Raw genomic sequence first — 12,649 nt, forward strand, 5'->3', positions numbered from 1 at the left:
GTCTTAATAAGAGATAAATCTGAAAACAGCCATTGACTAAATCTGCTACTGTCGCCATGTACAATTTTTATTTATGTACAGTATATATTTACTGGCAAGGTATATTTAGCAACTGAATGTATGGCAAACAATACCCCTCCCATTTAAAGAGAGTCTGAATGTTCTGGATTAATGGTATAGAGCAAAATTTGATTTCAGCGTCAGACCGCTCAGTGCAGTTTGGTGATGGCTGCTTTACGACGGCAAGGGTATCTCATGGTCGGGTAGTGTGGCTTGATAAACATATACTGCGCCTGCAACAGGCAACCGAACGCTTGTTGATGCCGACAGTAAACTGGAATGCCTTGACTAAGGAAATAGTCGAGGCGGCAAACCATACTGAAGATGGGGTACTGAAAGTGATTATTAGCCGGGGTAGCGGTGGGCGCGGCTACAGCGGTACTGCTTGTCAGCACCCTACGCGCATTATTTCGCTTAGTGATTATCCGGCGCATTATCATAGTTGGCGTGAGCGGGGTATTTCATTGGCATTAAGCCCGGTGACATTAGCTCGCAGCCCATTGCTGGCGGGTGTTAAGCACCTGAATCGCCTTGAACAAGTGTTGATTCGTGCGCATCTTGAGCAGACAGAGGCTGATGAGGCACTGGTGCTTGACACTGCGGGCCTGCTGGTGGAATGCTGTGCGGCTAATTTATTCTGGCGTAAAGGTGGCGCAATATTTACCCCGGACTTAAGCCAGTCGGGTGTTGATGGCATCATGCGCCAGATGATTATTACCTGTCTGGCCGGGCATGGGCAGCAGGTAGCGATTGTGGCGCAGCCACTGGAGGCACTGGCTGATGCGGATGAAATTATCGTGTGCAACGCGCTGATGCCGCTACTGTCTGTGAACCGCGCCGATAAATGGCTTTATCACTCGCGTCAGTTGTTTGATTTCCTGAATCAGTATTGTTGCGATGCATAACTGATGGTCTCAGCAGCATGTTGGTTTTAATGTATAGCGTAGATGACTACCTTTAATTTGAAGATGGCCACCCGATGAAAATAAAAAGCACCCGAGTTGTAATCCTTTTTGCCGCTATCTGTTTGGGATTAGTGCTGTTGGGTTATCAGAAAATACAACACTTTGCGGACCAGCCGCTGGCTATCCAGCAAGAAACCATCTTTAAACTCCCCGCCGGTACGGGGCGGGTCGCATTGGAGAATTTACTGCAACGTGACCACGTGATTAAAAACACCCGTTTGTTCCCCTGGCTGTTACGTATAGAGCCTGAGTTGGCAAAATTTAAGGCGGGGACTTACCGTTTTACCCCTGGCATGACGGTGCGCGGCATGCTGGAATTACTCGCCAGTGGTAAAGAAGCACAATTTACCGTGCGCTTTATTGAGGGCAAGCGGCTACGTGACTGGCTGGATGAGTTGCAGCAGTCGAAATACGTAAAACATGTTTTGGCCGGCAAAAGTGATAGTGAGATTGCGGTGTTACTGGGGTTAAAAGACAGTGATCACCCTGAGGGTTGGCTCTATCCTGATACCTACTCCTATACCGCCGGGACGACTGATCTGGCCTTACTCAAACGTGCCCATGCGAAGATGGAAAAGACGGTTGATGAAATTTGGCAAGGGCGAGAGGAATCTTTACCCTATAAGACACCGGGTGAGCTGGTCACCATGGCATCTATCATCGAAAAAGAAACCGCAGTAAATGAAGAACGCACTAAAGTCGCATCGGTGTTTATTAACCGTCTGCGGATTGGTATGCGCCTGCAAACTGACCCTACAGTCATTTATGGTATGGGTGACAAGTATAATGGCAACATTAGTCGTAAAGACTTAGATACACCAACACCTTATAATACCTATGTGATTTCTGGTTTGCCGCCCACCCCAATAGCCATGCCGGGGCTGGCATCACTGACGGCTGCCGCGCATCCGGCCAAAACCGCCTATCTCTACTTTGTGGCAGATGGTAAGGGCGGGCATACATTTACCACCAATTTAGCCAGTCATAACCAAGCGGTACGGGTCTATCGTCAATCGCTTAAGGATAAAAATGAACAGTAAATTTATCGTTATTGAAGGGCTGGAAGGGGCAGGGAAAACCACCGCCAGAGACACCGTGGTTGCCACGCTGCGCGCCCAAGGGATTAACGATATTGTTTTTACCCGAGAGCCGGGTGGGACACCATTGGCAGAAAAACTGCGTGATTTGATTAAACAAGGTATTGATGGTGAAGTCCTGACAGATAAAGCCGAAGTGCTGATGCTGTATGCCGCGCGAGTACAATTAGTTGAGAATGTAATTAAACCGGCGCTGGCTCGAGGCAGTTGGGTGGTGGGTGATCGCCATGATCTCTCATCTCAGGCGTATCAGGGAGGAGGGCGTGGCATTGATAGCCAACTGATGACGTCACTGCGTGATACCGTATTGGGTGAATTCCGCCCTGATCTAACGCTGTATCTTGATCTGCCGCCTGTGGTCGGTTTAGCACGCGCTCGTGCCCGTGGCGAGTTGGATCGTATTGAACAAGAGTCGCTGGCCTTTTTTGAACGCACGCGGGCACGCTATCTCGAACTGGCCGCCGCTGATAGCAGCATAAAAACCATCGATGCCTCCCAATCTCTTGAGCAAGTGAGCACATCAATCAGCCGGGTACTGACTCAATGGCTGGCCAGCCGGGAAACCGCATAATGAAATGGTATCCGTGGCTTACGGCCCCTTATCGCCAGTTGATAGGGCAGCATACTGCCGGGCGCGGGCACCACGCGTTATTACTCCACTCCTTGCCCGGTAATGGCGAAGAGGCGTTGATTTATGGCCTCAGTCGCTGGCTGATGTGCCAGCAGCGGCAAGGTGAGAAAAGTTGTGGTGAATGCCATAGCTGCCGTTTAATGCTGGCGGGTAACCACCCGGACTGGTATGTACTGGCACCGGAAAAAGGTAAAAGCAGTATTGGGGTCGAATTGGTGCGTCAGCAGATAGATAAGCTCTATTCCCATGCACAACAAGGTGGGGCTAAGGTGGTGTGGTTGCCACACGCCGAACTGTTGACCGATGCGGCGGCAAATGCCTTATTGAAAACCTTGGAAGAGCCACCGGAGAAAACCTATTTCCTGCTGGACTGCCATCAACCCGCCAGTTTGTTAGCTACGCTGCGTAGCCGCTGTTTTTACTGGTATTTAGCCTGCCCAGATACCGCACTCAGTTTGCAATGGCTGCAACGCCAGACTCAAGCAGAACCGGTGACGGCGCTGGCCGCGCTTAAATTGAGTGAGGGCGCACCCTTGGCAGCCGAGCGGTTGTTGCAACCGGAGCGCTGGACTCTACGAACTGCGCTGTGTAGCGCGCTGAGTAGTGCATTGAACAGTTCGGACCTACTGTCATTGTTAGTGCAGTTGAACCATGATGATGCAGCTGAACGCCTCCAATGGCTCTCTTCGCTGCTGCTGGATGCTTTGAAATGGCAACAAGGTGCTGGCGAGTTTGCTGTTAATCAGGATCAATTGTCGCTGGTACAACAGTTGGCACGCGTAGCCACCACACTGGTGTTGCTTCAGTCAACGCAACAACTGGCAAAATGCCGTCATCAATTACTATCTGTCGTCGGTGTCAACCGTGAATTGTTACTCACTGAGTTGTTACTTAACTGGGAAACCGCGTTATCCACCGGCACCTATTCCACCTCACCTTGATTGTACACTCAACGTAATTGGCGTTGCAGCGGCTGGCCGAAGGATGGGCCGAGTAACGAATATAGCGAGCGCCCCTGCGGCTTCAATTATGAAAAGTATGGAAGAGTTTAATATTATGTTGTTAGTAGATTCACACTGCCATCTTGATAGCCTTGATTACCAGACGTTGCACAGCAGCGTCGATGATGTATTAGCCAAAGCAAATGCGCGAGATGTCGGTTTCGTCCTGGCGGTAGCCACTACGTTACCGGGCTTTTCTGCCATGACATCCCTTATTGGCGAACGCCAAAATGTGGCATTTTCATGTGGTGTTCATCCGTTGAATCTCGATGGTGGCTATGATTTCCAGCAACTCAGAAGCCTGGCTGCGGCAGATAATGTGGTGGCGATGGGCGAGACCGGGCTGGATTATTTTTATCAGCAAGATAATATCCCGCTGCAACAAGCCTCTTTCCGTGAACATATTCGTATTGGTCGCGAATTAAACAAACCGGTGATTGTGCATACCCGCGATGCGCGTGAAGATACACTCGCAATTTTGCAGGAAGAGCAGGCGCAGGAGTGTGGTGGTGTTTTACATTGCTTTACAGAAGACAAAGCCACGGCAGCAACGCTATTAGACCTCGGTTTTTATATCTCATTCTCGGGGATTCTCACTTTTCGTAATGCGGAACAACTGCGTGATGTGGCCCGTTATGTTCCGCTGGATCGGATATTAGTAGAAACCGATTCACCTTATCTGGCCCCGGTTCCCCACCGTGGCAAAGAGAATCAACCAGCCTATGTCCGTGATGTTGCAGAGTATATGGCAGTGCTGAAAGGCGTGAGTCTTGAATCACTGGCGCAGGCGACGACTGACAACTTCTGCCGGTTATTTCATCTGGACCCTTCCCGGCTCGCCAGTGAAAATAGTTAGCCTCCTTCATAATACTTTTTTTTAAGCTCGTAATTAATCCCCGGAACGAGTAATGTTCTCACCCGATTTATTGGGTGAGGGCAGGTCTTGTTGACGTTTTTTTACAAAAAATGCGCGATTTGATGCAAATTAAGCGCTTTCTTGAAAGAAACGTGACTGCCATCAAACATTAAGCAGGCTATTTATTTTACTCTTCGTAAAAATTAAAAGGGTGCTTTAGACACCCTTATTCGCAAAGGCTTACTCCCCCCTTTGTAATGCCAATAAACGCGAGAAACAGCAGAAAAGCACTATTACTCAGGAGCACACTCAACTATGTTTAAGAACGCATTTGCAAACCTGCAAAAGGTAGGTAAATCGCTAATGCTACCGGTATCCGTCTTACCCATCGCAGGTATTCTGCTGGGTGTCGGTTCCGCGAATTTTAGCTGGCTACCAACAGTAGTCTCTCACGTAATGGCAGAAGCGGGCGGTTCCGTCTTTGCTAACATGGCATTAATCTTTGCTATTGGCGTTGCACTCGGCTTTACCAATAACGACGGTGTATCCGCGTTGGCGGCAGTTGTTGCTTACGGCATCATGGTGAAAACCATGGCTGTGGTAGCGCCTCTGGTCTTGCATCTGCCAGCAGAAGAAATTGCGGCCAAACATTTAGCCGATACTGGGGTACTGGGCGGGATTATTGCAGGTGCTATAGCCGCCTACATGTTCAACCGCTTCTACCGTATTCAGTTACCTGAATATCTCGGTTTCTTTGCGGGCAAACGCTTTGTTCCGATTATTTCTGGTTTCACCGCTATTTTCGTTGGTGTGATCCTGTCCTTCGTATGGCCACCTATCGGTACTGCGATCCAGACCTTCTCCCAATGGGCGGCTTACCAGAACTCAGTCGTTGCTTTTGGTATCTACGGCGTAGTTGAACGTGCGCTGGTACCATTCGGTCTGCACCATATCTGGAACGTACCATTCCAAATGCAAATTGGTGAATACACCAACGCAGCAGGTCAGGTGTTCCACGGTGACATTCCACGTTACATGGCGGGTGACCCAACTGCCGGTAAACTGTCTGGTGGCTTCCTGTTCAAAATGTACGGTCTGCCAGCCGCTGCGATTGCGATTTGGCATTCAGCCAAGCCGGAAAACCGCGCTAAAGTGGGCGGGATCATGATCTCCGCAGCACTGACCTCATTCCTGACGGGTATCACCGAACCAATTGAATTCTCCTTCATGTTCGTGGCACCAATTTTGTATGTTATCCATGCAATTTTGGCTGGTCTGGCGTTCCCAATCTGTATTCTGCTTGGAATGCGTGACGGTACCAGCTTCTCCCATGGTTTGATTGACTTCATTGTTCTCAGTGGTAACAGTAGCCGTATCTGGCTGTTCCCTCTGGTGGGTATTTGCTACGGTCTGGTGTACTACACTATCTTCCGTGTGCTGATTACCAAACTGGACCTGAAAACACCGGGTCGTGAAGAGACAACCACTGAGCAAACTGTCCAGGGCGGCACAGAAATGTCAGCGGCACTGGTAAATGCGTTTGGTGGTAAAGAGAACATCACTAACCTGGATGCTTGTATTACCCGTCTGCGTGTCAGCGTGGCGGATGTCTCCAAGGTTGACCAACCTGGTCTGAAGCGACTGGGTGCTGCGGGTGTAGTGGTGGCAGGGTCTGGTGTTCAGGCTATCTTCGGGACTAAATCAGATAACCTGAAAACAGATATGGACGAGTATATTCGTAACCATTAATTCAGGTTTGGGGAGTGCAAAGGGGAGGCGAAAGCCTCCCTTTTTTTGTTGGAAAAACGTTACTGTGGTTCTAACCATGTCGTCTGGAAATCAAACCAACCAAGGTTATTCAGATGTGCGCCCTGAGCCTGCGGTGGGGCTTTCAGGCGCATCCAGTGATGGAATAATGGCTGTAACCAGCCGTCAGCTATAACCTCTCTGACTAATTGCTCGGTACTGAGGGACTGGTTACGCCAGTTGTGCAGGTATGTCTGCAAACGCATCTCATCACCACCTACAATAGATTGGCGCAATAGCGGCATACCCAGTAACCATGCCCCGATATTCCACTCTTCTGGAACTGCAAAATTCACCGTCCCCAGCCACAAATCAACATCGGCATCGCCCTTCGCCCAGGTGGCGTAATCAAGCTCTGATACCACTAGCCTAATCCCCTGTGCCGCCAAAATATGCGACATTTCCGTAACCAGCATCGTATATTCTGGGTGTTGGGCATGATAGGCCAAGGTTAACACCGGGCTGTCATCAGCCATTGTCGTCGCGGCGAAAGGAGAACTTTTATCTCCTGAATGCATTGAGTGGAACCATGTCGGTAAAACACTGCTGGCGGGTACCCAGAACGGGCGAATTGGCTCAATCAACCGTTGGGTAACGTTATATGGATTGAGTACCTCTCGCAGCCAACGGCGTTGCTCTATGTGGTGCCAATGGGGTGAGCGGCTGTCACATAACAGAAAATATCCACCCCGTTCCAAAAACATCTCTTGGGTTGAATCTGAAGGTTTACCCGTCAGGCTGGCAGCGAATCCAGCGACATAATCAATATCACTGATACTGGAGCTTAGCCACGTTGCACTCTGAATATGATCAATACTCAGTTGCTCAGCGAGTACAGTTGGCGTTTGCGTATGCTGACGGGCCAGATCAGGGAAGATAAGGACTTCAACTTCATCCAGCAGGCCACGAAAACCAAAATAGTGGTCAAAGGATTTTATCTGCAAATGCCAATCATCATTTTCGGCGACCCGATAAGGGCCGGTGCCTACCGGATGAGACGCAAAATCGGGTCGTGAGGCGTGGTCGCTCGGCAAAATCAGTGCTGCGTGGTGAGTCAGCAATAGCGCAAGCTGCGGGTCGGGTTGATTCAGTTCGATAATGACACTCAGTGGCCCATATGCGCTGACGTATTGAATATGTGAAAATAGCGGCAAGTCAGTACAACGCATCAATGAGTTGACCACATCATAGCTGGAAAGCTCGCGACCATCATGAAACTGTACGCCAGGGCGTAAGTAAAAGCGCCAGTGTAATGGGTCCAACATGCGCCATTGATGGGCTAAATCGGTGGCAACTTGGCCGTTTTCCTCATTTATCCGCGTCAGGCCATTAAAGATCTGCCGAACTAAATGTAATTCAGATCGGCGCAGTGGGGTTCCAGGATAAAGGTTAGCCATGGCGCGGTAGTAGGGAATTCGCAAGGCTTGATAGTCATCACGTATCCGGTACCCCAACTTGGTTCGGAGCAACGGGGTAATAAGCTGCTTATCTTCTCCCAGTAGCGCAATGGCCTCGTTGAAATCGCCTGAATCCAATAACTGTTCCGCTTTTTCAATCAATAGTTGATGAGTGTTCCGCAATAGTTGTAAATGTGAACGGCGACCACGGCCAGCTTCTGACTGCCATATTAACCAGCCAGCCTGTTGCATTTTAACCAACAATGTCCGCATATGGCGCTTAGTGCAGCTAAGCTTGTCGGCTAATTCTTGCAGTGTAATCGTAACCTGTTGCACCCCAACCACGCCCAATAAGCGTAAATATTGTTGCTCAAGACGTCGACTGACCATAAAAGAGGATCTCTATTGAATGAATCTCAGCAGTTTTTAATATCACCTTTTTAGCCGATAATTTTTAGTACAGCAAGGGCTTATCGCCCACCGTCCTTCGGTATGAAAAGCTTGTACGGGCAGGGCGTAATGACTATTTAAGGTGAGAAGATGACCCGGTATTTGAATAAAGACACCCAAGTGTGTATTTCTCTGGCGGCCAGGCCCAGTAACTTTGGTACCCGTTTTCACAACTTTTTGTACGATGCCTTAGACCTCGATTATCTGTATAAGGCTTTTACCACCACTGATCTTGTTGCCGCCATCGGTGGTGTGCGGGCGCTGGGATTTCGTGGTTGTGCCATCTCAATGCCCTTTAAAGAGACGGTGATTCCGCTGGTGGATGAGATGGACCCATCAGCTAAAGCCATTAACTCAGTAAATACTCTGGTCAATACCGCAGGCTACCTTAAGGCGTACAACACCGACTATATCGCCATCGCCATGTTGCTTGCGACATATCAGGTGTCATCAAAGCAGGTTTTTGCTTTACGTGGCAGTGGTGGCATGGCAAAAGCAGTGGCTTTTGCATTAAAAAATGCAGGTTTTAAGCAGGGTTATATCATTGCGACAAATGAAGTGACAGGTAAGCAGCTAGCGGATCAATCAGGTTATATTTATCGCCCTGATATGCAGGATGTTCGGGCTAATGTGTTGATTAATGCTACGCCGGTGGGGATGTCGGGGGGGAAGGATGCCGATGCTCTGGCATTTACTCAGGGTGAAATAGATAGTGCGGATATCATTTTTGATGTGGTGGCACTGCCGGCAGTCACCCCACTTATCCGTTACGCCAAAGCACAGCAGAAAACCGTTATTACTGGCGCAGAAGTATTTGCTATTCAGGCGGTTGAGCAATTTGTGCTGTATACGGGGATTCGCCCAGAGCCCGCTTTGTTTGAAAAAGCGGCGGCTTATGCCAGAGGCTGATTATTGAGGTTGAAATCAATAGAATTTGTCGCTCATACTACGCATTCTCCGTTTTATAATGATAAAGGAAATGCGTAATGGCCGAAGAAACGATTTTCAGCAAAATTATCCGCCGTGAAATTCCTGCCGACGTGGTCTACCAGGATGAGTTGGTGACGGCGTTTCGTGATATTGCCCCACAGGCACCCACCCATATCTTAATCATTCCCAACATTCTTATTCCAACTGTGAATGATGTCACGGCAGAACATGAAGCCACACTGGGTCGTATGATTACCGTGGCAGCTAAACTTGCACAACAAGAAGGCATTGCCGAAGAGGGTTATCGCCTGATCATCAACTGTAACCAACATGCCGGGCAAGTGGTCTATCATATTCATATGCACCTGGTTGGTGGTCGCTATCTGGGTTCATTGTTGTCACATAAATAATGATGCTGCATCAATAGCGGCATAATGATTGAGTCTAAATGAGGTAAGCCTATGCGCCGTGTTAAGGCGTTTTTATTACCGGTGATGGTGTCGGCGTGTATCGCGACATTATTGGGGTGCAGCAACCCGAAAGGGATTGCAGTAAATAAACAGCAAACCGTGGTAATGGATTCGTCGGTTCTGACGGCAGGTATTTTGGCTTCTCAACCCACAGTATCACTCTCTTCTGGCAATAATGTTGCGCGTTCAGTTATCACGAATAGCCAGAATAAGCCGGTAAGAATCAACTACCGTTTTTATTGGTATGATACCCAGGGCTTAGATGTGCCGCCGCTGGAAGCGCCGCGTTTTATGATGATAGCACCAGGGGACGATGTCACTATTCAGTCAGTTAATAATAATTTTAATGCGCGCAGTGCACGCCTTCATTTATTTTTATAACCGATTGATTTTCACCATTGGAGTAGGGCAATGAAAAGGTATTTATTTGTGGTTTTAGCAGCGCTAGTGCTGACCGGTTGTCCGTCTCGGACGCCTGTTGCACCAACGACACCGCCCGTCACCATTGAACCGGTAACACCCCCTGTCGTTGAGACACCTCCGCCGGTAGACACCGTGCCGCAGCCACCGAAAGTGCAATCTATCGATTGGGCTATCAGTGTCGAGCCGTTGGTGGCGAAAATGGTGAATAACAACGAAGTGGCGAATGGCAGCATTCTGCTATTGGATAGCGTTAAAAACAACACCAATGGTGCATTGCAAACGGCGAAAGCCACCGCCGCATTACATCAAGTGCTAGCGTCGAATAAAAAGTTTGTTTTGATCTCGCCGCAACAATTAGCCGTTGCTAAGCAAACGCTGGGGCTTTCGGAAGAAGATAGCCTGGGGTCGCGCAGCAAAGCGATTGGTTTGGCCCGCTATGTCGGCGCTCAATATGTGCTGTACAGCGATGTGAGTGGTGATGTGAAGTCGCCAACCATTGAAATGCAATTGATGCAGGCGCAATCAGGCGAAATCATTTGGTCTGGTAATGGCCCGGTTCAGCGCTGATCCCTCTCTGTATGCATTCATTGACAGCATAAATCCGGCGATGAAAATCGCCGATTATCACTTTAGTCCGGTCGCGGGGCTAACCGGTGAAAGCTGGCGTATTACAGCACCCAATATTGACTGGTTGGCACGTCAACAATCACTAGCCAAACGTCAGTTGGGGGTGAACCGGCGGCGGGAACGAAAACTGTTACGACACGTGGCCAATCAGCATTTCTCACCGGCCATTATTGCCGCCGATCAGTACTGGTTAGTGGTTAATTGGCTTGAAGGTGACGTTGTCACTAATGAGCAATTTATTGAATTATCAGATAATGGGCAGTTGCCACAGTTATTGGCCCGTCTGCATCATCTGCCCATCAGCGGCTACCGTTTCGACTTGCGCCGTCAGTTAACCCGCTATGGGCAATTGATTGACTCAACGCGCCGCTCACCTGCCTGGTTGCGCCGCCAACATGACTTTCTGCGCCGCCCGCTACCGCAGCCTATTAAGTTGGCGCCGTTGCATATGGATGTCCATCCCGGCAATGTGTTAATGACCCCAACCGGGCTGAAACTGATTGATTGGGAATATGCTGCCGATGGGGATATCGCATTGGATATTGCGGCGCTGTTTCGCGGCAATAACTGGTTATTGCCACAACAACATGCCTTTTTACAGCACTACTGCGCGAGTGAGCAGGGATACCCTGACATCAAACGCTTATCACAGCAGATACAGCGCTGGTTACCGTGGATTGATTACCTGATGCTGATGTGGTTTGAGGTGCGCTGGCAGCAAACGGGTGATGAGACATTTTTACAATGGGCGTCGCCACTGCGCCAGCGGTTTAATTTATCGTTTTAATTCGTAGCGTTACCCAAAGAAATTGGCGTAGCAGCCAGGCAAATCAACCCCCTGTGGCGGCCCCGTCCGAGGGGTATTTTATTGAATGAAGTGAGGTTGTTGTGGGACCAGTAATGTTAGACGTCGCCAGCTATGAGCTGGATGCTGAAGAGCGTGAGATTTTAAAACACCCACTGGTGGGCGGTCTGATTTTGTTCAGCCGTAACTTTCATGATGCGGAGCAGTTGCGTGAGCTAGTTCGTCAAATCAGGGCGGCCTCTCGTGAGCGTCTGGTGGTGGCCGTTGACCAGGAAGGGGGCCGGGTGCAGCGTTTTCGTGATGGCTTTACTCGCCTGCCTGCGGCCCAGTCGTTTGCCGCTATTAATGATGCAGCTACGGCAGCTAAGCTGGCGCAAGAGGCCGGTTGGCTGATGGCGGCAGAGATGATAGCGATGGATATCGATATCAGTTTTGCGCCAGTACTGGATATCGGCCATGTTAGCGCCGCTATTGGTGAGCGCTCTTTCCACAGCGAGCCACAACAGGCTCTGGCAATGGCGGAATGCTTTATCCGAGGAATGCATAGTGCCGGGATGAAGACCACCGGTAAGCATTTCCCCGGTCATGGTGCGGTCACCGCCGATTCCCATAAGGAGACGCCACATGATAATCGACCACTGGCAGAAATCCGTACTCATGATATGGTTATATTTCGCGAGTTGATCGAGCGGCGACTGCTGGATGCCATCATGCCTGCTCACGTGATTTATACTGAAGCTGATGCGCGCCCGGCCAGCGGCTCGGCGTATTGGCTCCAGCAGATATTGCGTCAGGAATTAGGTTTTGATGGCATTATCTTCTCAGATGATTTATCGATGGAAGGTGCTGCGATAATGGGCAGTTACGCCGAGCGCGGGCAGGCTTCGCTGGATGCCGGTTGCGATATGATTTTGGTGTGTAATAACCGCCAGGGTGCTATCAGCGTGCTAGATAACCTGTCTCCGGTCAAAGCGGATCAGGTTGCGCGCTTGTATCATTCTGGGCAGTTTGAGCGTCAATCATTGATGGGGTCATCACGCTGGCAACAGGCGAATAAGGCATTAACTGCACTCAGCGCACGTTGGGATGCACATAAGAGCCAATTGAAATAAGTTATATACTCTAAATAAT

General features: G+C 49.6%; 13 protein-coding genes. 12 read left to right on the top strand and 1 reads right to left on the bottom strand.

The features are described from left to right. The first annotated feature begins 158 nt into the window (after window positions 1-158). The 6 genes from A6J66_003555 to A6J66_003580 all read left to right on the top strand — a co-directional run bounded on the left by A6J66_003555 (window position 159) and on the right by A6J66_003580 (window position 6,359). Entirely contained in the window at window positions 159-965 is an 807-nt protein-coding gene (locus A6J66_003555; GenBank protein ID PNM23351.1) for an aminodeoxychorismate lyase, read from the top strand. Window positions 966-1,039: 74 nt separating this feature from the next. Then, window positions 1,040-2,065 carry an endolytic transglycosylase MltG gene (locus tag A6J66_003560; protein ID PNM23352.1) on the top strand — a complete coding sequence of 342 codons (1,026 nt, stop codon included), beginning with the start codon at window positions 1,040-1,042 and terminating at the stop codon, window positions 2,063-2,065. Further along, window positions 2,055-2,693 (top strand): dTMP kinase, encoded by a 639-nt coding sequence (locus tag A6J66_003565; protein ID PNM23353.1) that lies wholly within the window; start codon window positions 2,055-2,057, stop codon window positions 2,691-2,693. Before A6J66_003560 ends, A6J66_003565 begins: the two co-directional genes overlap by 11 nt. Beyond that, window positions 2,693-3,694, top strand: a complete 1,002-nt coding sequence (holB, locus tag A6J66_003570; GenBank protein ID PNM23354.1) for a DNA polymerase III subunit delta' — start codon at window positions 2,693-2,695, stop codon at window positions 3,692-3,694. Before A6J66_003565 ends, holB begins: the two co-directional genes overlap by 1 nt. A 115-nt stretch (window positions 3,695-3,809) precedes the next feature. Beyond that, window positions 3,810-4,610 (top strand): metal-dependent hydrolase, encoded by an 801-nt coding sequence (locus tag A6J66_003575; protein PNM26882.1) that lies wholly within the window; start codon window positions 3,810-3,812, stop codon window positions 4,608-4,610. Between the two features lie 315 nt (window positions 4,611-4,925). Further along, complete coding sequence (locus A6J66_003580) at window positions 4,926-6,359, top strand: PTS glucose transporter subunit IIBC (GenBank protein PNM23355.1); 1,434 nt, start codon at window positions 4,926-4,928, stop codon at window positions 6,357-6,359. 59 nt (window positions 6,360-6,418) lie between these two features. On the opposite strand, the gene A6J66_003585 is transcribed toward A6J66_003580, so the two are convergent. Beyond that, entirely contained in the window at window positions 6,419-8,203 is a 1,785-nt protein-coding gene (locus tag A6J66_003585) for an SgrR family transcriptional regulator (GenBank protein PNM23356.1), read from the bottom strand. Window positions 8,204-8,353: 150 nt separating this feature from the next. On the opposite strand from A6J66_003585, the gene A6J66_003590 reads away from it, so the two are divergent. The 6 genes from A6J66_003590 to A6J66_003615 all read left to right on the top strand — a co-directional run bounded on the left by A6J66_003590 (window position 8,354) and on the right by A6J66_003615 (window position 12,630). Next, entirely contained in the window at window positions 8,354-9,172 is an 819-nt protein-coding gene (locus tag A6J66_003590) for a shikimate 5-dehydrogenase (protein PNM23357.1), read from the top strand. A 77-nt stretch (window positions 9,173-9,249) separates the two neighbouring features. After that, window positions 9,250-9,603 (top strand): HIT domain-containing protein, encoded by a 354-nt coding sequence (locus tag A6J66_003595; GenBank protein ID PNM23358.1) that lies wholly within the window; start codon window positions 9,250-9,252, stop codon window positions 9,601-9,603. A gap of 51 nt (window positions 9,604-9,654) precedes the next feature. Beyond that, the gene (locus A6J66_003600) at window positions 9,655-10,044 is read left to right on the top strand and encodes a DUF1425 domain-containing protein (GenBank protein PNM23359.1); all 390 of its coding nucleotides are present in this window, start codon (window positions 9,655-9,657) and stop codon (window positions 10,042-10,044) included. Window positions 10,045-10,074: 30 nt separating this feature from the next. After that, window positions 10,075-10,653 carry a penicillin-binding protein activator LpoB gene (locus A6J66_003605; protein ID PNM23360.1) on the top strand — a complete coding sequence of 193 codons (579 nt, stop codon included), beginning with the start codon at window positions 10,075-10,077 and terminating at the stop codon, window positions 10,651-10,653. Window positions 10,654-10,693: 40 nt separating this feature from the next. Continuing rightward, window positions 10,694-11,500 carry a thiamine kinase gene (thiK, locus tag A6J66_003610; protein ID PNM26883.1) on the top strand — a complete coding sequence of 269 codons (807 nt, stop codon included), beginning with the start codon at window positions 10,694-10,696 and terminating at the stop codon, window positions 11,498-11,500. A gap of 101 nt (window positions 11,501-11,601) precedes the next feature. After that, window positions 11,602-12,630 (top strand): beta-N-acetylhexosaminidase, encoded by a 1,029-nt coding sequence (locus A6J66_003615; GenBank protein PNM23361.1) that lies wholly within the window; start codon window positions 11,602-11,604, stop codon window positions 12,628-12,630. The last annotated feature ends 19 nt before the right edge of the window (window positions 12,631-12,649 follow it).

Source organism: Yersinia enterocolitica (assembly GCA_002082245.2).
Lineage (GTDB): Bacteria > Pseudomonadota > Gammaproteobacteria > Enterobacterales > Enterobacteriaceae > Yersinia > Yersinia enterocolitica_E.